The organism is Hydrogenophaga sp., from assembly GCF_051860785.1.
Taxonomy (GTDB): Bacteria; Pseudomonadota; Gammaproteobacteria; order Burkholderiales; family Burkholderiaceae_C; genus Hydrogenophaga.
On record NZ_JBIMLB010000033.1, the window covers coordinates 1 to 20711 of the forward strand.

A 20711-nucleotide genomic window follows, 5' to 3' on the forward strand; every position below is an offset into this window, starting at 1 on the left:
TTCATCCAGGCACCGGGCAACCTGCAGAGCTACAACCGCTATGCCTACGTGCTCAACAACCCGCTGGCATACACCGACCCCTCCGGCTACTTCAGCCTAAAGAAACTGGTCAAGGTGGTGGTCACCATCGCCGTTGCGTACTACACGGGAGGGCTGGTGTCCAGCAGCGCCTGGGCGACCTGTACGGCTACAGGAGCAGCTTGGAGCCCTGTGGTTGCAGGCATCGCAGGCGGTTTCGCAGCGGGAGTGGTCAGCGGGGGCACACTCGAGGCGGGGCTCCAAGGTGCTTTTACGGGTGCATTGTTTGGTGCTGCAGGACTGGCGGGTGGCGCTGGAGAAATTGGAGCGAGCTCTGCAGCGCGCTATATGGCGCATGCCGCAGCGGGCTGCGTGAGTTCTGTGGCTGGCGGTGGCAAGTGTGGCTCAGGCGCTACCAGTGCACTGTTTGGCAAGTTCGCGACGAATCACATCGGAAGCGCGGGATCACGTGCCAGCTTGGGGGAAATTGTCGGCAAAGGCATAGTTACGGCTGTTGCCGGTGGAGTTGGCTCTGTAATCGGTGGAGGCAAATTTGCAAATGGGGCAGAAACTGCGGCTTATGGGTATCTTTTCAATTTTTTGTCGAATGTCCATAAAGATTTGACTCTTCGTGGAGCTCAGTCTGCAGGACTATCGTCTAAAGACGGTCTCGAGCTAGCAATTGGCGTTAAAAACGCTGATTTTATAGAAGGCACTCAGGATCCAAAAAATTCTCATCAGCATGCTATGTGTGCAGATACAAATGCGGCCGCGTGCCGAGCTGCATACGACAAGTTCTTGACTGAGCAGTGGGACTCAAAAACGTTAACTGGTTTAGCGCGATTTCTCCATGCTTGGCAAGATCAGTATGCAGGTGGGCATGGATTTTCCGTATGGAATGGGGGAAATTCGATTGGATTGCCTGATAAGAGCCATATAGTCGGTGATCTATACCCCGAGCCAGATATGGCCCGAAGAATCGTAAATGAGACTGCAGTGTTAATTCGTGCATACCGATCGGTTTGTCCAGAATGCTTTAAAACAACTTCACCATGACTTATCTGCTGTTATTGGGGCTGCTAATTGCCTTAATGAGTAATCATGCAACATATTTGCTCTTGCAGAATAAGGGGCTTGTAACGCGAGTGTTGTTTTCATTTCTGACTACTGTCGTCGCATGCACGGCATGTTTATGGATGTTTGGCCGGATTTTGTCTCATCGAGTTTTCTCAATTGAGGTTTGGTTGGCAATCGCATTGTTTTCAATGGGGACCTCTGTTTTATTTCAAATAGTTCATGAAAGAAGATAGCGAAAGTTTATGGCTTAATGGAAGAAAAGGAGTAGGACTAATAATCAAAGTGCCGTGTGCTCAACATCGGCGACGCACAAGCCAGTGGCGTTTCGATGAGGTCATGACAACCATGCCAAAGTGCTGGCGCTCGATCCAAGGAATGCCGAGGCCATAACAACCTGGGCAATCTATGGCGATTGCAGGGAACCGTCGAGGGGAACAAGACGGAAATTCCCTTCAGCCCTGGCGCTGAATCAGCCAAGCCCGCGATGCCACGCTCAGCTTCGAGAAGTTGAAGAAAAGTGTGTCCGCCAACCGCTAGTCCTGCGGCAACAACCTCCCCGCAATCGCCGCCGCCGCCGATCGCGTCTCCACCCCCAGCTTTTCGAACACGTGCTCCAGGTGCTTGTTCACCGTGCGGTGGCTCATGCCCAGGATGTCGGCGATGTCGCGGTTGGTCTTGCCTTTGGCGAGCCAGGAGAGCACTTCGGTTTCGCGCGGGGTGAGGGCGACGTCTCGCAGGCGCTGGGCGGCGGCGTTTTCAAGTGGGCTCCAGCTCAGCAGCAGCATCGATTCACCCAGGCTGCCCTGACCGAGGTGGCGGGCGAGCAGGCGGCCCTGGTCGCGGTCTTGCGTGGCGGTGCCTTCGCGGCGGGCGGTGGCCAGCCATTGCGCGGCCCGTTCGAGTGCCGCCGTGCCGGTACCGAAGGCGCGTTCGAGCCACACCATGGCCTGGGGCGATCGCCAGGCCATGCGGCCCAATGAATCGAGCACCACGCTGCCCAGGCCGGCCACGTCCACGGCTTCCTGCGCCAGCCGCGCCACGCGGGCGTTGCGCACGTGCGTGGCCAGGCGGGCCATCACCTCGGGAATGCGCAGCGGCTTCACCACGTAGTCCACGCCGCCGCTGGCAAAGCCGCGCAGGGTGGGTTCGCTGTCGGACAGGCCGGTCATGAACACCACCGGCACGTGCGACCAGGCGGGCGTGGCCTTGATGCGCTGGCAGAGGTCGAAGCCGTTCATGCCCGGCATCACGGCGTCGAGCAGCACACCGTCGGGGATCGCCACCTCGAAGCGTTCCAGCGCTTCTTCGGCGTCGCGCGCGGCCAGCACCACGTAGCCTTCGGCCACGAGCGCGTCACCCAGCATGCGCAGGGTGTCCAGTGAATCGTCCACCACCAGAATCACCGGCTGGGTGACCGGGGTGTCGGGTGGCAGGGTTTCAGACCAGGGTGTCATCGTCCGAGAGCTCCGCGGTGTCCCTGAGGTATTCGATCAGGGTTTGAAAGTCGAAACGGTCTGCGCAGGATTGCAGCAGGGCCAGTGTGGCGGCGTGGGCGGGCTCGGCACCCTGCGCTTGCCACAGACGCTGGCGCAACGCGGCGGCCTGGCCTTGCCGCGCCAGGCGTTGGAGCTCCTCGCGCAGCGCTTCGGGCAATGGCAGGCCGCTCACGCGCTGCCGCGCCACGTTCTCGGTGGCCACCACCGGAGCCTGTTCGGTCACCCAGTCCAGCGCCAGGGCCTGGCGCAGGGCGTCCAGCAGCTCGGACTCGGTCATGGGCTTGGCCACGAAGCCCTGGTAGTCAAGGTCCTTGAATTCCTCGGGGCGGTTGTCGATGAGATTGGCCGACACGAACACGATGGGCAGGCGCGATGAAGGCAGCAGCCTGCGCACCGCTTCGGCGGTCTGCCAGCCGTCCAGGCCGTCCATCGTCAGGTCCAGCAGCAGCAGGTCGGGTGGATGCTGTTCGATGATTTCCAGGCATTCCTGCCCGCTGGCGGCCTCGCGCACCACGAAGCCCAGGGGCACCAGGATGCTGGCGAGCAACTGGCGGTGCAGCGGCTGGTCGTCGACCACCAGCACGTTGCGGCGTTCGCCCCGGTAGCCGGTCACGGCGCGCAGCGTGGACGGAATCGGCAGCGGGTGCTTGGGGTCCGAGGGAATCGGCGGCAGGTACAGGCGCAGCGAGAAGGTGCTGCCGTGGCCCGGCCGGCTCTTGAGCATCAGTTCACCGCCCATCATGTCGGTGAGCAGGTGTGTGATGGTCAGGCCCAGGCCGGTGCCGGAGTCTCGCGCGCGCCGTCCGGCACTGCCGCGCTCGAACGGCAGGAAGATGCGCTTCTGGTCCTGCGCGGCGATGCCGATGCCGGTGTCCACCACGTCGATGCGCGCCACCTGCTGGCGGAAGTCGAGCTTCAGGGTCACCTCGCCTTCGTCGGTGAAGCGCACCGCGTTGCTGAGCAGGTTGATGAGGATCTGCCGCAGGCGCTTGGCGTCGGCGCGCACCCAGGCCGGCAGCTCGCCTTCGCGCTGCACCGTGAACCGCAAGCCCTTGGCCTCGGCCTGCGGGCGGATCATGCGCTCCACGTCTTCCAGCAGCTGCCCCAGCGGCAGCGGCACCGGGTCCAGCCGCAGGCGCCCGGCCTCGATGCGCGCCAGGTCCAGCGAGCCGTCGATCAGCGTGTGCATGTGCTGGCCGCTGCGCTGCATGGTGGCAATGGTCTCGCGCACCCAGACCGAGATGTCGCTGTTCTTCAGCAGGATCTGCGCGTAGCCCAGGATGCTGGTGAGCGGCGTGCGCAGTTCGTGCGTCATGCCCGCCACGTAGCGCGTCTTGGCCTGGCTCGCCGCCTCGGCGCGGTCGCGAGCGGACTGCAGTTCGGCGTCGGTGCGCTTGTGGGCGTCGATCTCCAGCATCAGCAGCTGCGTCTGGCGCTCCGATTCGTCCTGCGCCATGCGGCGGCTGTCGGTGGTGAGCACCACCCACCAGGAGCACACCGCCGCCAGCAGCACGAGGAAGGCGTAGATCTTGAGGAAGGGCAGCTGCAGGGCTTCGGCCGGTGCGTGCAGGCTTTCCTGCACGTAGATCATGCCGATGAGAAAGGCCATGATCGCGCTGAGCGAGAGCCACACCGTGAGGAACTGGCCGGCCCGGAAGTTGACGCGCACCGCCAGGCCTTTGGGCAGCACGGCGGTGAGCGCGGCGCGCAACTGATCGATGGCGCGCGAGTTGGTCTTGCAGCGGTCGTGGCAGCGCGATTCGAGCGAGCAGCACAGCGAGCAGATGGGTGCCTGGTACGCTGGGCAACTGGCCATGTCGTCCGACTCGAACTGGTTCTCGCACACCGAGCAGCGCACCGCCTGACCCGGCTTCCATTCGACCGATGGCTTGCGTGCGAGGTAGTAGCGGCCCCGCGTGGCCCACGCGATCAGCGGTGCCAGCACGAGCGCCAGACCGAGCGCGATGAAGGGCGAGAAAGCCGCGGCGTACTCACCCATGACGCCCGCGTAGGCCAGGCTGGCCACCAGCGCGGCGATGATCATGGAGCCCATGCCGACCGGGTTGAAGTCGTAGAGGTGGGCGCGCCGGAACTCGATGCCCTTGGGGCTCAGCCCCAGCGGCTTGTTGATGATGAGGTCGGCCACCAGCGCGCCCACCCAGGCGATGGCCACGTTGCTGTACACGCCGAGCACCTTCTCCAGCCCGGTGAACACGCCAAGCAGCATGAGCAGGGTGGCGATGCACACGTTGAACACCAGCCAGACCACGCGGCCCGGGTGACTGTGCGTGACGCGCGCGAAGAAGTTGCTCCAGGCCAGTGAGCCCGCGTAGGCGTTGGTCACGTTGATCTTGATCTGCGCCAGGATCACGAACACCACGGTCATGAGCACCGCCAGGCCCGGGTGGCCCACGGCCTCGGTGAAGCCGGCCAGGAACATCTGCGTGGGCTCGGCGGTGCGCTCGGGGTCCACCTCGAACTGCATGGCGGCGAACGCGAGGAAGGCGCCGCCCACCATCTTGAGCATGCCCATGACGATCCAGCCCGGGCCTGGAATGAGCACCGCCGCCCACCAGCGCACCCGGTTCTGGCGCGTGCGCTCGGGCATGAAGCGCAGGAAGTCGACCTGTTCGCCGATCTGCACCACCAGCGAAAAGATGACGGCGGCGGCAGCGCCGAACATCAGCGGGTGGAACTCGTTGCTGCCCGAGCGGATGCCGGTGAGGGTGGTGAAGTCGCGGTACAGCTGCGGTTGCGAAAGCCCGATCCACACGAAAGGCAGCACCAGCAGGAACAGGTAGAGCGGCTGCGTCCAGGCCTGCAGCTTCGAGATGAGGGTGATGCCCCGGATGACCAGCGGGACGATCACCACCGCCGAGATGAGGTAGCACCAGGCCAGCGGCCAGCCGGTCGCCATTTCCAGCGCGAGCGCCATGATCACCGCCTCGATGGCGAAGAAGATGAACGTGAACACCGCGTAGATCAGCGAGGTGATGGTCGAGCCCAGGTAGCCAAAGCCGGCGCCGCGTGTGAGCAGGTCCATGTCCAGCCCGTAGCGCGCCGCGTAGTAGGCGATGGGCAGGCTGGTGAAGAAGATGATGGCGCCCACCACCAGGATGGCCCACATGGCGTTGGCAAAGCCGTAATTCACCGCGATCGCGCCGCCGATCGCCTCCAGCGCCAGGAACGAGAGCGAGCCGAACGCGGTGTTGGCCACCCGCCACTCGCTCCATTTGCGGAAGCTGCGCGGCGTGTAGCGCAGGGCGTAGTCCTCCATGGTTTCGTCGGCCACCCACGAGTTGTATTCCCGGCGGAACCGGAAGATTTTCTGGGTGGCCACGGGCGTGGCGGCGTCGGGCGAAGGCATGCCATCGACGCTAGCAAGAACCGTCCCCACCGGCCAGATAGGGGCTCTACGTTATTTGACGTATGGGAGCGGATGGGTGTTTTCCCTAGTCTTCAACCCAGTCGGCGCGCTGCCGTTTTCTCCCTCCCAACCGTTCCAGGAGCCCTTCATGAAAAACCCCTCCGATCCGAATGCCCAGCCGTTCCAGACCCTTGAAACCCCGGAAGCCAGCCGCCGCCGCGTGCTGCAGATGCTGGGCGCGGCCGGCCTGGCCGGTCTGCCCGCCTGGAGCTTCGGCCAGCCCACCGCCTCGGTGAACACCACCAAGCTGGCCGTGACCGACACCGAAGTCACCGTGGGCCAGTTGCACTCGTCCACCGGCACCATGGCCATCTCGGAAACAGGCTCCATCCAGGCCGAGCAGCTCGCCATCGACGAGATCAACGCCATGGGCGGCATCCTGGGTCGCAAGATCAAGGTGATCAAGGAAGACGGCGCCTCCGACTGGCCCACGTTTGCCGAGAAGTCGAAGAAGCTGCTGATCAACGACCGCTGCGCCGCCGTGTTCGGCTGCTGGACCTCGGCCTCGCGCAAGGCCGTGCTGCCGGTGTTCGAGAAAGAGAACGGCCTGCTGTACTACCCCACCTTCTACGAAGGCCTGGAGCAGTCCAAGAACGTGATCTACACCGGCCAGGAAGCCACGCAGCAGATTCTGTACAGCCTGGACTGGGCGCAGAAAGAGAAGAAAGCCAAGACCTTCTTCCTGATCGGTTCCGATTACATCTGGCCGCGCACGTCGATGAAGATCGCGCGCAAGCACGTCGAGAACTTCCAGAAGGGCAAGATCGTCGGCGAAGAGTACTACCCGCTGGGCAGCACCAACTTCGGTTCGCTGGTCAACAAGATCAAGCTGCAGAAGCCCGACGTCATCTTCGCCGCCGTGGTCGGTGGCTCCAACGTGGCCTTCTACAAGGCGCTCAAGGCCGCCGGCATCACCGGTGACAAGCAGACGCTCGTGACCCTGTCGGTGACCGAAGACGAGATGACCGGCGTGGGCGGCGAAAACTTCGCGGGCTTCTACTCGTCGATGAAGTACTTCCAGACCCTGGACAACCCGAACAACAAGAAGTTCGTGGCGGCGTTCAAGGCCAAGTACGGCAAGGACGCCGTGATCGGCGACGTGACCCAGGCCGGCTACCTCGGCCCCTGGCTGTGGAAGGCCGCGGTCGAGAAGGCCAAGAGCTTCGACGTCGACAAGGTGGTGGCCGCCTCGCGCACCGGCATCGAGCTCGCCACGGCGCCAGAAGGCTACGTGAAGCTCGATCCGAACCATCACCTGTGGAGCAAGTCGCGCATCGCCATGGGCATGCCCGACGGCACCTTCAAGGTGGTCGCCGAGTCGCCCGAGCTGATCAAACCCGATCCGTTTCCCAAGGGTTACCAGTGACCCACCCCTGCCACGGCGCACTGGCGCCGTGACCCCCTCAAGGGGGCGATGCGTGCGGACCGGCGGAGCCGGATCCGCCGCATCCTGGATCGAGAGGTCTGCTCTCGTTGCGCCGTTCTTCGCCTTGGAGTTTCCTCATGGACATGAGTTTCAACGACCTGCTCAACATCGGCCTGATGCAAGGCTTCGCAGGCCTGAGCCTGTTCGCCGTGCTGCTGCTCATGGGGCTGGGCTTGGCCATCATCTTCGGGCAGATGGGCGTGATCAACATGGCGCATGGCGAGTTCATGACCATCGGCGCTTACACCGTCTTCCTGGGCTCCACGCTGGCCAATGAGATCAGCCCCGGCGCGGTGGCTGCGTATTTTCCGTTCGCCATCCTGGCCGCCTTTGTCTTTGCCTTCATGGCCGGCTGGTTGGTGGAGTGGGCGCTGATTCGCCACCTGTACAAACGTCCTCTGGACACGCTGCTGGCCACCTGGGGCATCAGCCTGGCGCTGCAGCAGTGTTTCCGCACCTTCATCGGTCCCAAGGAAGTGAGTCCCACGCTGCCGGAGTGGCTCCTGGGCTCCTGGGCGCCTGCCGATGGGTTGGACATTCCCATCAACGGCATGTTCGTGCTGGCGCTGGCTTTCGTGGTCACCGCGGGCGTGCTGATCGCGTTGCACAGGAGCCGCTGGGGCCTGCGGGTGCGCGCCACGGTGAGCAACCGCGCCATGGCCAACGCCATCGGCATCGACACGAAGAAGACCGACCGGCTGACCTTCGCCATCGGCTGCGGCATTGCCGGCGTGGCCGGCGCGGCCTTCACCACCATCGGCTCCACCGGTCCCACCTCGGGCTCGCTCTACATCGTCGACGCGTTCCTGGTCGTCACCTTCGGTGGTGCGGCCAGCCTGCTGGGCACCGTGGTGTCGGCCTTCGGCATCGCCCAGACGCAGTCGATCACCGAGTTCTTCATGGCTGGCTCCATGGCCAAGATGCTCACGCTCTCCCTGATCGTCGTGATCCTGATGCTGCGGCCCCAAGGCTTGTTCGCCAGCAAAGTCCGCCGTTGATTTTTTGTCTCCCGGAGTACGTCATGAACGCCCTGAAAGCCTGGATCACCCGCTACCAGCTCGCCAGCCTGGTGATACTCACCTTGCTGCTCGCGGTGGTGCTGCCGCTCAGCCTCGACATCTTCCGCCTCAACCTGGTCGGCAAGTACCTCACCTACGCCTTCGTTGCCATCGGCCTGGTGATGCTCTGGGGTTATGGCGGTGTGCTCAGCCTGGGGCAGGGCGTGTTCTTCGGCCTGGGGGGCTACGCCATGGCGATGTTCCTCAAGCTGGAAGCCTCCGACCCCGAAGCCACCAAGATCCAGTCCACCCCCGGCATTCCGGACTTCATGGACTGGAACCAGATCACCGAGCTGCCCTCGTTCTGGGTGCCGTTCAAGAGCTTCCCGTTCGCACTGGCCGCCGTCATCGTGGTGCCCACGCTGCTGGCCTGGCTGATCAGCTTCGCCATGTTCAAGCGGCGTGTGGGCGGCGTGTACTTCGCCATCATCACGCAGGCCGTGGCGCTGATCCTCACGGTGCTCATCATCGGCCAGCAGGGCTACACCGGCGGCGTGAACGGCATGACCGACCTCAAGACGCTGCTGGGCTGGGACACGCGCACCGACAGCGCCAAGTACATCCTGTACTACGTCTGCGTCGGCATGCTGGTGCTCTCCATCGTGGTCTGCCGCTGGATCCAGACCAGCAAGCTCGGCACCCTGCTGCTGGCCATGCGCGACAAGGAAGACCGCGTGCGCTTCTCGGGCTACGACGTGGCCGACTTCCGCATCTTCGTGTTCTGCCTGGCGGCAGCACTCTCCGGCATCGGCGGTGCGCTGTTCACGTTGCAGGTGGGCTTCATGTCACCGAGCTTCGTGGGCATCGTGCCTTCGATCGAGATGGTGATCTACGCCGCGGTCGGCGGCCGCATGAGCCTGGTGGGCGCGGTGTACGGCGCGCTGCTCGTCAACGCCGGCAAGACCTTCTTCTCCGAGAGCTTCCCCGACCTCTGGCTGTTCCTCATGGCCGGCCTCTTCATTGGCGTGACCATGGCCTTCCCCATGGGCCTGGCCGGTGTGTGGGAAAGCAGGATCGTGCCCTGGTGGAAGGGCCGCCGCACCGCGCTGAAGGAGGCGTCTGCCTCGCGGCCACAACCACCATCCCCACCGCCCCACGCGCCCATGATGAAGCAGCCGCCGTCCACGTCGTCGGTGAAGCTGCCCGAAGGCACCAGCGGCCAGAGCGTCTGAGGAGAGCCCCATGAGCAACACCGACTTCGCCCTTTCCGTGGAAGACCTCACCGTCTCCTTCGACGGCTTCAAGGCCATCGACGACCTCACGCTCTACGTGGACAAGAACGAGCTGCGCGTGATCATCGGCCCCAATGGCGCGGGCAAGACCACGCTGCTGGACCTGATCTGCGGCAAGACCAAGGCCAGCGCCGGCAGCATCAAGTTCAAGAATGAGGAAATCATCAAGGTGCCTGAGCACAAGCGCGTGCGCAAGGGTATCGGCCGCAAGTTCCAGACGCCTTCGATCTACGAGAACCTCTCGGTGCTGCAGAACCTGGAGGTGTCGTTTCCTTCCGGCCGCTCGGTCTGGGGTGCGCTGGCCTTCACCGCCACCGAGGAGATCCAGGCGCGCGTGAAAGCGGTGGCCGAGGACATCGGCCTGGGCGACAAGCTCGATACCGAGGCCGGGCTGCTTTCGCACGGGCAGAAGCAGTGGCTGGAGATCGGCATGTTGCTGATGCAGGAGCCCGAGCTGCTGATGCTGGATGAGCCCATCGCCGGCATGAGCGCGCGGGAGCGCGACCTCACCGCCGAACTGCTGCAGCGCATCTGCCAGAACCGCGCCGTGATCGTGATCGAGCACGACATGGACTTCGTCAAGAAGATCGCCCACAAGGTCACCGTCATGCACCAGGGAAAGATCCTGGCCGAAGGTCCCATGGATCAAGTTCAAGCCGATCCGAAAGTGATCGACGTCTACCTCGGCCACTGACATGAAACACCCCCTGCGCCGCTTCGCGTCTTCCCCCTCTCTCGCCTTCGGCGGGAGGGGGACGGCACCAGAGGCCCGGCAAAGCCGGTTCCTCGGTGCCTCTGGAATCATCCCGCGCGCCGACGCGAGTTTCGAGTAAGGAGTTCGTATGCTGAAAGTCAAGGACCTCGTCGTCGCCTATGGCCAGAGCCAGGCGCTGCACGGCATTTCGTTCGAGGCGCGCGAAAACGAGTGCGTGGCCATCATGGGCCGCAACGGCATGGGCAAGACCACGCTGTTCAAGAGCCTCATGGGCGTGCTGCCCACCAAGACCGGCCACATCTCGGTGGCCGGCCAGGACGTGACGCACGACGAAAGCTTTCGCCGTGTGGCCAAGGGCCTGGCCTACGTGCCGCAGGGCCGCATGATCTTCCCCACACTCACGGTGGAGGAAAACATCCAGACCGGCCTGGAGAACGCGAAGGATCGCACCATTCCGGAGGAGATCTACGCGCTGTTCCCGGTGCTGTGGGACATGCGCCGGCGCAAGGGCGGCAACCTCTCCGGCGGCCAGCAACAGCAGCTCGCCATCGCGCGCGCGCTCGTCACCAACCCCAAGGTGCTGCTGCTCGACGAGCCCACCGAAGGCATCCAGCCGTCCATCATCAAGGACATCGCCAAGGCGCTCAACGAAATCCGCAAGATGCGCAAGATCACCATCGTGGTCTCCGAGCAGGTGCTCTCGTTCGCCATGGACGTGGCCGACCGCCTGTTCGTCATCGAAGGCGGCCGCCTGGTGCACGAGACCGAGCGCGGCGACACCGACCAGCAGCGCATCAAGTCCTACCTTTCCGTCTGACCTTCTTCCTCCCCGATTCCATTCCCCGTCCACCCAAGGAGCACAAGCCATGCCCGAGACCCTCATCAAAGTCGACCTGAACGCCCCCGCACCCAGCAACGAAGGGGTGCACAACCGCTGGCATCCGGACATTCCCATGGCCTGCTGGGTCAACCCGGGCGACGACTTCGTGCTCGAGACCTACGACTGGACCGGCGGCTTCATCAAGAACAACGACAGCGCCGACGACGTGCGCGACATCGACCTGACCACGGTGCACTACCTCAGCGGCCCGGTGGGCGTGAAGGGTGCGAAGCCCGGCGACCTGCTGGTGGTGGACCTGCTCGACATCGGCGCCAAGGACGACAGCCTCTGGGGCTTCAACGGCTTCTTCAGCAAGAAGAACGGCGGCGGCTTCCTCACCGAGCATTTCCCGCAGGCGCAGAAGTCGATCTGGGACTTCAAGGGCATGTTCACCGAATCGCGCCACGTGCCGGGCGTGAAGTACGCCGGCCTGATCCACCCGGGGCTGATCGGCTGCCTGCCGGACCCCAAGATGCTGGAGATGTGGAACACGCGCGAGCAGGCGCTGATCGATTCCGATCCCGCCACCAGCGGCCTGGCCAACCCGCCCTTCGCCGGCACCGCCCACATGGGCAAGCTCACGGGCGATGCGCTGGCCAAGGCTGCGGCCACCGGCGCGCGCACCGTGCCCCCGCGCGAACACGGCGGCAACTGCGACATCAAGGACCTCTCGCGCGGCTCGAAGATCTTCTTCCCGGTTTACGTGGACGGCGCGGGCCTGTCCGTGGGCGACCTGCACTTCAGCCAGGGCGACGGCGAGATCACCTTCTGCGGCGCCATCGAGATGGCTGGCTGGGTGCACATGAAGGTGTCCATCATCAAGGACGGCATGGCCAAGTACGGCATCAAGAACCCGATCTTCAAGCCCAGCCCCATCACGCCCACCTACAACGACTACGTCATCTTCGAAGGCATCAGCGTCGACGAGAGCGGCAAGCAGTATTACCTGGACGTGAACGTGGCCTACCGCCAGGCCTGCCTGAACGCCATCGAGTACCTGAAGAAGTTCGGCTACTCGGGCGCGCAGGCCTACTCCATCCTCGGCACCGCGCCCGTGCAGGGCCACATCAGCGGCGTGGTGGACGTGCCCAACGCCTGCGCCACGCTGTGGCTGCCCACGCAGATCTTCGAGTTCGACATCAACCCGAACGCGAACGGCCCGATCAAGCACCTCGATGGCTCGGTGGTGATGCCCCTGTCGCCGGACCTGTGACGCCATGCCGACCTACGACTACGACTGCCCATCCTGCGGTGGTTTCGATGCGTTCCGCTCCTTGAGCGAACGCAACGAGCCGGCCGGCTGCCCGGACTGCGGCACCGCCTCGCCGCGCGTGTTCGTCAGCGCGCCGCGCCTGGCGCTCATGGATGGCGGCACGCGCACGGCGATCGGCATCAACGAGCGCGCGCGGCACGAGCCGAAGATGTCGCGCGACTACCAGCGCTTGAAGCACCCGGCCGGCTGCGGCTGCTGCAGCACCTCCGGGCGCAGCAAGGCGACTGTGACGGCGCCGAATGGCGCGAAGGCCTTCCCGTCAAAGCGGCCCTGGATGATCAGCCACTGAGTGCCTCGGGCACCAGCGCATGGGCGCGGCCGCACAGGCGGGCAACCAACGCGCCGGTGTTCTCGGGCAGGCGCTCGCCGCGCCACACCACGTGCTGGTCGGTGCGGCACAGCACCAGCGGGTGGCGGTAGCCTTCGGGCAGTTGCGCTGCGGCCACGTCGATCACAGCCAGTGGCATGCGGGCTTGCCGAGCGGCCTGCAGCAGGGGCTCGATATCGACCGCGCGGTGGCTGCGCAACAGCGTGTAGCCCGGGCCGAAGGCGTCGTACACCGAGCGCCCGTCCTCCAGCCAGAAATGGGGCGCGCGGCAGCCGGGCACGGTGGAAGCGGTGAAGCTGCCCATGGTGTAGGGGGGCGGCGCCTCGCCATCGGAAACGATCAGCGGAGAGTCCGCATAGAAGTAACCAAAGTTCAGGCCGGCGCAGCAGAACTGCTGCACGTTGAGTTCGTAGGCTTCCCGTCCCATGGCGGCGCGCAACGCCTCGCCATGCGGGCCTGGCGCCTCGATGTCCGGTGGCACGGCACTGCGGGCGCGGATCATCTTCTGCGCATGGTCCATGGCGAAGTTCGACACCTGCTCGGTGATGGGCTGGCGTTCGAGTTCATACGCAATCAGTACCTGCTCGTCGGCCCAGCCCTGGATGCAGGCGCCCAGCAGCCACCCCAGGTTGATCGCATCCGCGATGCCGGCGTTCATGCCGTAACCCGCGTAGGGCACCCACAGGTGTGCGGCGTCGCCGGCGAGGAAGACGCGGCCCTGCCGGAACCGGTCTGCCACCAGACGCCGGCCCACCCAGTCTTCCTTGCTGATCACCTCGTATTCGAAATCGGGCCCCACGCCGAGGATGTTCCGGATCGACTGGTCGCGGTCGATGGACTCGAAGTCCGGCTCGTCGGGGTTGAGGTGGTTGTGGACCAGCCAGCGGTCCTGCCCATCGATGGCGAAGACCGTGCCGCAGCGGCGCGGGTTGACCGCGTAGCACGACCATGCCGGTGCGCCTGGCACAAGCTCGCGCAGGCCCGGGGCCCGGATGTAGGTCGACTGCACGCGCTGGATCACCGGCGTGCCTTCGAGCTTCGCACCCATGGTCTTGCGCACGGTCGAGCTGCCGCCGTCGCAACCGACCAGGTAGCGGCAACGGATGTCGATGGTGCGCCCATCGTCCAGGCTCAGCGCGGTGGCCACCACGCCGTCATCGTCCTGGGTGAAACCGGTGATCTGCGTGCGGTCGAGCAGCGACACACCGGGCAATGACGCCGCATGTTCCAGCAGGATCGGCTCGAGGTAGATCTGGTTGATCCGGTGCGGCGGCTCCGGTGTGGGCCACCAGGTGTCCGGGCCGTCCTCAGCGGTGTAGCGGTCGCGCCGGCAGGGAATGAGAATGCGCGTCAGCTCCTGCCCCGTGAAGGAGGTGCGGAACACGACGTCGTTCGGATAATCCTCGGGCAGGCCGGCCAGCCGCACCTTCTGTGCCACACCCAGGCGGCGGAACTGTTCCATGGTGCGAGCCGCCACGTGATTGCACTTCACGCTGGGCGGCTCGCCGCGGCGGCGGGTTTCGGCGATCACGACGCTCACGCCCCGTGAAGCGAGGTCCATGGCCAGGGTCAGGCCCACCGGGCCTGCGCCCACGATCAGCACGTCGGCGATCGAAGTCTGCTGGTTCATCAGGTCAGTCGAGCTTGATGCGGGCGGTGCGGATGACCGTGGCCCACTTGGTGGTTTCGGAGGCGATGTAGCTGGCGAACTGCGCAGGAGTGCCTGGCGCCGCCGCCACGCCCATGGAGTTCATGGTGGCTCGCGTCTGCTCGTCTCGCAGGCCGGCATTGATTTCGGCGTTCAGCCGCGAGACGATGGCGTCGGGCGTGCCGGCCGGTGCCACGATGCCGAACCAGCCGGTGGAGTCGTAGCCCGCCAGGCCGGCCTCGGCCATCGTCGGCACATCGGGCAGGGTGGGCAGCCGCTGGGTGCCGGTCACGGCATAGGCAATCAGCTTGCCGGCCTGGATCTGCTGCAGCGACGCCGGCAGATCGACGATGGCGAGTGGCACCTGCCCGCCCAGTGTGTCCAGCGCAGCCGGGCCGGAGCCGCGGTAGGCGACCTCCACCAGCTTGATGCCCGCCATCTGCTGGAACAGGGCGGTCGACAGGTGCATGGCGGTGCCGTTGCCCCCGTGCGCGATCGACAGCTTGTCAGGTGCGGACTTGGCGCGTTCGATCAGGGTCTTCAGCGTGCGCGGCTCCACCGACGGGTGACCGACGAGCACGAAGGGAATGCCCGCCAGCATGGCCACCGGCTTCAGATCGCGCTGGGCATCGAAGGGCATCTGGTCGTACAGGCTCACGTTGGCGGACAGGGCGCCTGCAGCACCCAGGCCCAGCGTGTAGCCGTCGTTGGGCGCCTTGGCCACCAGCGACATGCCGACGTTGCCGCCGGCACCCGGCCGGTTGTCGACGATCACGGGTTGACCGAGCTTCTCGGTGAGCCGGGGCACCAGCAGGCGAAAGACCGCGTCGGCGCTTCCGCCGGGCGGGAACGTCACCACCACACGAATCGGCTTGTTGGGGTAGTCGGAACTCGTCTGACCTCGAGCCAGGCCAGCGGCGGACATACCGGCCAGGGTCATGGCGGCCAGGGCGGTGCGGCGGCTGAGTCTGCCTGGCGTGTGCGCTGTGTTGAATGCGTCGGTCATGGTGCTTGTCTCCTTGTTGTCGTGCCCGGAAGCACGCATTGAACGCTTCATTCATTCATTCGTAAATCAATAAATTCCGAATCAAATATGATGTTCCCTGATGAATCCGAACTTCAGCCCGTCGATCCGGCAGTTGCGTGCCTTTGTGCAGGTGCACCACCTTCGCAAGCTCAGCGCGGCGGCGGAAAAGCTGTTTGTCACGCAGTCGGCTGTCAGCATGCTTCTGCGCCAGCTCGAGGAAGGCCTGGGCGCGCGCCTGTTCGACCGCACCACGCGCTCGCTTCAGCCCACCCCGGCCGCCACCGAGATGCTGCCCATGGCCGAGCGCATCCTGCGCGACGTGGATGCGCTGTCGGCTGGCTTCCGTGATCTGGCGCTGCTCGAGCGTGGCCGCATCAGCGTGGCCATCACGCCGACACTGGCCTCGTTCCTCCTGCCCGACGCCGTCCAGCGCTTCATGCAGCAGCACCCACACGTGCGGCTTCTGGTGGACGACTGCGCACCCGACCAGTTCGTCTCGCGCATCCTGGGAGAGCATGTGGACTTCGGGATCGGAACCCCCGAACGGCCGGGTGCCGAGATCGACACGCAAACCCTGCTGCGTGATCACCTCGCGCTCGTGTGCCTGCAAGCGCATCCACTGGCCCGGCTGCGCAGTGTGCGCTGGGCCGACCTGGCGGGTCATCCCATGGTGACGGTGCGTCCCGGGTACGGCATCCGCCCGCTGATAGAGACCACCGCAGCGCAGGTGGGGGTGAATCTGGAGGTGAGCAACGAGGTGTCGTTCCTGTCCACTGCGCTGTGGATGACCTCCAGCGGCATGGGCGCTGCCATCATGCCCTCGGCCTATGCTCGCGCTGAAGGCAATCCGGCACTGGTGATCCGGCCGATTTCGGCGCCTCGAGTGTCGCGCGATGTGTCGGTGGTGACCAAGCGGGGCCGCTCGCTGTCGGCCGCCAGCCTGAGCTTCATCGAGATCTTGCGCGGTACGCTGGCGCGCCACCCGCGCTGAACGGGGTCATCGGCTCGCGCTGGCCGGCGGATGACGCACCGGCAAGGTGACGATCACCGTGCTGTGCTGGCTGCGCTTGCGCAGATCGCCATGGGCCTCGATGCGCAGGCCCAGTTCGCCATCGCTGTCCTTGAGCTCGCGCAACAGCTCGGCAACAGGAATGTGGCAGTCCCACGACCCTGGATCCCTGGGGCCGCAGGCCACATGCGGGCGCAGGCGTGCCGGTCCGTCGGGTGTGCGGCGCACGAAGGGAAAGACGTTGACCTGCTCCAGCGGGTCGGTGGCGATGAAGGTGAGCTTGAGGCTCGTCGAGGCCGCGCCCAGGCTGGTGGGCGTCACGCCGAAGACGACGAAGGGTGCATCGTTCGACAGGTACTGGGTCACGGACGGGTGACCGTCCAGGGAAGCGTGCGTCTCCGCTGCCACGGTCGCCAGCAGGAGCGCGCTCGCCAGGATCGCGTTCGCGGTTCGCATGATGGATGTCTCCTCTTGTGGTACGGATTCTGATCCAGCCACCGGCTACGTCAATTGACGTATACGCCAGCTTCGAAGCGCCTCCCACAATGGCTGCAACCCCCTTCATTTCCAACAACGAGGTCGTACTTCCATGATGCACGGCGACATTTCAAGCAGCAAGGACACCGTCGGCGTGGCCGTGGTGAACTACAAGATGCCCCGGCTGCACACCAAGGCCGAGGTGCTGGACAACGCGCGCAAGATCGCCGACATGATCGTCGGCATGAAGACCGGCCTGCCGGGCATGGACCTGGTGATCTTTCCCGAGTACAGCACGCACGGCATCATGTACGACGCCAAAGAGATGTACGACACCGCGTCCACCGTGCCAGGCGCCGAGACCGACATCTTTGCCGAGGCCTGCCGCAAGGCCAAGGTGTGGGGCGTGTTCTCGCTCACCGGCGAGCAGCACGAGGAGCACCCCTACAAGGCGCCGTACAACACGCTCATCCTGATGAACGACCAGGGCGAGATCGTGCAGAAGTACCGCAAGATCATGCCGTGGGTGCCCATCGAAGGCTGGTATCCGGGCGACTGCACCTACGTGAGCGAAGGCCCCAAGGGCCTGAAGATCAGCCTGATCATCTGCGACGACGGCAACTACCCCGAGATCTGGCGCGACTGCGCCATGAAGGGCGCCGAACTCATCGTGCGCTGCCAGGGCTACATGTACCCCGCGAAAGACCAGCAGGTGCTGATGGCCAAGGCCATGGCCTGGGCCAACAACACGTATGTGGCGGTGGCCAATGCCTCAGGCTTCGACGGCGTCTACAGCTACTTCGGCCACAGCGCCCTCATTGGCTTTGACGGCCGCACGCTCGGCGAATGTGGCGAGGAAGACTACGGCGTGCAGTACGCCGCGCTCTCCACCAGCCTCATCCGCGACTTCCGCAAGAACGCACAGAGCGAGAACCACCTGTTCAAGCTGCTTCACCGCGGCTACACCGGCCTGATCAATTCGCGCGAGGGCGACAAGGGCGTGGCCGCCTGCCCCTACGGCTTCTACGCCAACTGGGTCAACGACCCCGAGGGCACGCAGAAGGCGGTGGAGGCCATCACGCGGCCCATGGTGGGCACCGAGGAATGTCCGATCGAGGGCATTCCCAACCCGAGTACCGTGGGCCATCGGTAGTGTCCTGCGCAGCCGACCCGCTGGCCGACTGGCGCCTTCAGGAAGAACCCTTCTACCAGCCGGTGGGCAGCGAGATCGCCGCGTTCGAGGCGGCGCGCTCGGCGCGCCTGCCCTTGCTGCTCAAGGGGCCGACGGGCTGCGGCAAGACGCGCTTCGTCGAGCACATGGCCTGGCGCCTGAAGCTGCCCCTGGTCACCGTGGCCTGCCACGAAGACCTGAGCGCGGGCGACCTCGCCGGGCGCTGGCTGCTCGATGCCCAGGGCACGCGGTGGATGGACGGGCCGCTCGCACTCGCTGCGCGCCACGGCGGCATCTGCTACCTCGATGAATTGCTGGAGGCGCGCGCCGACACCACCGTGCTGCTGCATCCGCTGGCCGACACGCGCCGCGCGCTGCCACTGGAGCGGCGCGGCGAGCTGTTGCAGGCGCACCGCGATTTCCAGCTTGTGGTGAGCTACAACCCCGGCTATCAGGGCCTGCACCGCGACCTGAAGCCGTCCACGCGCCAGCGCTTCGTGGCCCTGGGCTTCGACTACCCCGAGCCCGGGACCGAGGCCGCCATCGTGGCGCACGAAGGCGGTGTCGATGGTGAACTGGCCATGCGGCTGGTGCAGCTCGCCACGCGCACGCGCCACCTGCGAGACGAAGGTCTGGACGAGGGCGCCTCCACCCGCATGCTGGTGCACGCGGCGCTGCTGACGCGCGCCGGCCTGTCGATGCACGACGCCGCGCTGCAGGCCATCGCCGAACCGCTGAGCGACGATCCCGAGGTGGGCACCGCCCTGCGCGCGCTGGTGCGCGCGAGCTTCTGACGCCGACACCGTGGACACCGCCGATCAGGTTCGTCGCGTGGCACGGGCCATGTGGGGCCAGCCCTTGCAGACCGCCTGGCAGGTCGGCGAGCCGCATGCCGATCGCCGCCCCGTGCTGACGCGGGGCGAAGTGGCCGATCCGGTGCTGCACCTGCCGAACCCCGCGAACCCGGCGCTTGACCTGCCGCTGGCGGTGGCCGCGCACGCCGCCGCCCACCTGCGTTTTGGCGGCGAACCCCAGCCCCGCAAAGGCCTCAAGCCCGTGCAGCAGGCGCTGCTCGGCGTGCTGGAAGACGCGCGCGTGGAATGGCTCGCGCTGCAGGAATTGCCCGGCCTGCGTGCCGTGTGGCGGGCCTTCCATGCCGATGCGGCCGCACTGCGCGGCGCCGGATTCGAAGACCTGCTGGCGCGCCTGTCCGCCTGCCTGCTCGATCCGGCGCACGACGATCCGCACGCCTGGGTGGCGCGCGTGCGGCGCATGGTCTTCGAGTCGGATGGTCGCACGCTGGCACTGCGCACGCCCGCGCAGGTTCGCGAAGCGGCCTCGCTGCTCGGCAACGACATCGGCCAGATGCGGCTGCCGTTCAACGCCCGCACCTACACCGTGCACGCGCGCTACCGCGACGACAACACCCACTTGTGGCTGCCCGACGCGTCCCTGCCGCCTTCCGACACGACGCTGCAGGCCGAGGCCGCGCCACCGACCGAAGAGGCGCCCGCCGCATCGCCCGAGCCGACGCGCGCCGAATCCGACGCCGTGCACGCCGAATGGGACCATCGCATCGGCCGCTACCGGGCGCGCTGGTGCAGTGTGTATGGCGGCACTCCACCGCCAGGGCCGCCCGCCTGGGCGCCGGGCGCGCTGGCGCAGGAACAACGGCTGCTGGCGCGGCGCCTCGCAGGGCTGGGTGGGCCGTGGCGGCGTGGCAGCGGCCGCGCCACCGATGGCGACGAGCTGCACCACGCGGCGCTGATCGACTGCGCGCTGGACCTGCGCGGCCAGCGCACGCCCGACCCGCGCATCCACCGCCGCCCCTGGCGGCCCACGCCGCCGCTGGCCGTGCTGCTGCTGGTCGATGCGTCGGCCTCCACGGGTCGAAGCGGCGAACAGGAGGGCAAGCAGGATGGCGAACTGCTCGCGCGCATCCAGCGCAGCGCCGCCACCGCCTCGCTCGCTTTGCGCCGGCTTGGTCATCGCACGGGCCTCTGGGCCTTTTCCAGCCAGGGCCGCCACCGCATCGACATGCCCTGCCTGCAAGCCTGGGGAGAGGCGCTGCCTCAGCTGTCGCGCCTTCGAGCGGCTGGCTCCACCCGCGTAGGGGTCGCCTTGCGCCATGCGCTGCACCTCTGCGAACAGGATTCGCGCCAGCACCCGGGCTGGCGGCGCGTGGTGGTGGTGTTGACGGACGGCGAGCCGCACGACATCGACGTACACGACCCGGACTACCTGCGCGCCGATCTGCAACGCGCTGCGCGCGAGGCCGCCGCCATGGGCGTGGCTGTTCGGGCGCTGGTGTTCGAGCCATGCGATGCGGGCGCTCTGGAGGCCGCGCTGGGGCGTGCCAACGTGCGACCGTGCAGGACGACGGGCGGCATGCCGCACGCGCTCACGAGCCTGCTGGCCACCACGCGCTGACCAAAGGGCTAAAATCGCG

Annotated in this window: 16 protein-coding genes and 1 pseudogene; 12 read left to right on the forward strand and 5 right to left on the reverse strand. The window is 65.8% G+C overall.

The features are described 5' to 3' along the window. Positions 1–1074 (forward strand): annotated as a pseudogene (locus ACTIF6_RS25680) (hypothetical protein); the annotation flags it as partial. A 554-nt stretch (positions 1075–1628) separates the two neighbouring features. On the opposite strand, the gene ACTIF6_RS25685 reads toward ACTIF6_RS25680, so the two are convergent. Continuing rightward, positions 1629–2549, reverse strand: coding sequence for a response regulator (locus tag ACTIF6_RS25685; protein ID WP_439590557.1), 921 nt, complete (start codon positions 2547–2549; stop codon positions 1629–1631). Continuing rightward, complete coding sequence (locus tag ACTIF6_RS25690) at positions 2533–5958, reverse strand: hybrid sensor histidine kinase/response regulator (protein WP_439590558.1); 3426 nt, start codon at positions 5956–5958, stop codon at positions 2533–2535. The genes ACTIF6_RS25685 and ACTIF6_RS25690 overlap by 17 nt, the downstream gene beginning before the upstream one ends. 148 nt (positions 5959–6106) lie before the next feature. Here ACTIF6_RS25690 and urtA point away from each other — a divergent pair, with 148 nt between their 5' ends. The 7 genes from urtA (at position 6107) to ACTIF6_RS25725 (ending at position 12891) form a co-directional block, all read left to right on the forward strand. Further along, positions 6107–7384, forward strand: a complete 1278-nt coding sequence (gene urtA / locus ACTIF6_RS25695; RefSeq protein WP_439590559.1) for an urea ABC transporter substrate-binding protein — start codon at positions 6107–6109, stop codon at positions 7382–7384. 143 nt (positions 7385–7527) lie between these two features. After that, complete coding sequence (urtB, locus tag ACTIF6_RS25700; RefSeq protein ID WP_439590586.1) at positions 7528–8442, forward strand: urea ABC transporter permease subunit UrtB; 915 nt, start codon at positions 7528–7530, stop codon at positions 8440–8442. Between the two features lie 23 nt (positions 8443–8465). Continuing rightward, entirely contained in the window at positions 8466–9674 is a 1209-nt protein-coding gene (gene urtC, locus ACTIF6_RS25705) for an urea ABC transporter permease subunit UrtC (RefSeq protein WP_439590560.1), read from the forward strand. 10 nt (positions 9675–9684) lie between these two features. Beyond that, entirely contained in the window at positions 9685–10428 is a 744-nt protein-coding gene (urtD, locus tag ACTIF6_RS25710) for an urea ABC transporter ATP-binding protein UrtD (RefSeq protein WP_439590561.1), read from the forward strand. 148 nt (positions 10429–10576) lie between these two features. Then, a complete protein-coding gene (urtE, locus tag ACTIF6_RS25715) occupies positions 10577–11266 on the forward strand; it encodes an urea ABC transporter ATP-binding subunit UrtE (protein WP_439590562.1) in 690 nt (229 codons plus the stop codon). A gap of 49 nt (positions 11267–11315) precedes the next feature. Next, positions 11316–12542: a formamidase gene (gene fmdA / locus ACTIF6_RS25720; RefSeq protein ID WP_439590563.1), complete on the forward strand. Its 1227-nt coding sequence runs from the start codon at positions 11316–11318 to the stop codon at positions 12540–12542. 4 nt (positions 12543–12546) lie between these two features. Beyond that, positions 12547–12891, forward strand: a complete 345-nt coding sequence (locus ACTIF6_RS25725) for an FmdB family zinc ribbon protein (RefSeq protein ID WP_439590564.1) — start codon at positions 12547–12549, stop codon at positions 12889–12891. Here ACTIF6_RS25725 and ACTIF6_RS25730 read toward each other — a convergent pair. Together ACTIF6_RS25730 and ACTIF6_RS25735 are read right to left on the reverse strand one after the other, a co-directional pair. Next, positions 12881–14560: an FAD-dependent oxidoreductase gene (locus tag ACTIF6_RS25730; RefSeq protein ID WP_439590565.1), complete on the reverse strand. Its 1680-nt coding sequence runs from the start codon at positions 14558–14560 to the stop codon at positions 12881–12883. The genes ACTIF6_RS25725 and ACTIF6_RS25730 overlap by 11 nt on opposite strands. 4 nt (positions 14561–14564) lie before the next feature. After that, the gene (locus ACTIF6_RS25735; protein WP_439590566.1) at positions 14565–15584 is read right to left on the reverse strand and encodes a Bug family tripartite tricarboxylate transporter substrate binding protein; all 1020 of its coding nucleotides are present in this window, start codon (positions 15582–15584) and stop codon (positions 14565–14567) included. 100 nt (positions 15585–15684) lie between these two features. On the opposite strand from ACTIF6_RS25735, the gene ACTIF6_RS25740 reads away from it, so the two are divergent. Next, a complete protein-coding gene (locus ACTIF6_RS25740; protein WP_439590567.1) occupies positions 15685–16596 on the forward strand; it encodes a LysR family transcriptional regulator in 912 nt (303 codons plus the stop codon). 6 nt (positions 16597–16602) lie between these two features. On the opposite strand, the gene ACTIF6_RS25745 is transcribed toward ACTIF6_RS25740, so the two are convergent. Then, positions 16603–17070, reverse strand: coding sequence for a hypothetical protein (locus tag ACTIF6_RS25745; RefSeq protein WP_439590568.1), 468 nt, complete (start codon positions 17068–17070; stop codon positions 16603–16605). A 133-nt stretch (positions 17071–17203) separates the two neighbouring features. Here ACTIF6_RS25745 and ACTIF6_RS25750 point away from each other — a divergent pair, with 133 nt between their 5' ends. The 3 genes from ACTIF6_RS25750 to ACTIF6_RS25760 are packed head-to-tail and all read left to right on the forward strand — an operon-like array spanning position 17204 to position 20692. Continuing rightward, a complete protein-coding gene (locus ACTIF6_RS25750) occupies positions 17204–18244 on the forward strand; it encodes an aliphatic amidase (RefSeq protein ID WP_439590569.1) in 1041 nt (346 codons plus the stop codon). Continuing rightward, positions 18196–19056: a CbbQ/NirQ/NorQ/GpvN family protein gene (locus ACTIF6_RS25755; protein WP_439590570.1), complete on the forward strand. Its 861-nt coding sequence runs from the start codon at positions 18196–18198 to the stop codon at positions 19054–19056. Before ACTIF6_RS25750 ends, ACTIF6_RS25755 begins: the two co-directional genes overlap by 49 nt. A 10-nt stretch (positions 19057–19066) precedes the next feature. Beyond that, complete coding sequence (locus tag ACTIF6_RS25760; protein WP_439590571.1) at positions 19067–20692, forward strand: VWA domain-containing protein; 1626 nt, start codon at positions 19067–19069, stop codon at positions 20690–20692. The last annotated feature ends 19 nt before the right edge of the window (positions 20693–20711 follow it).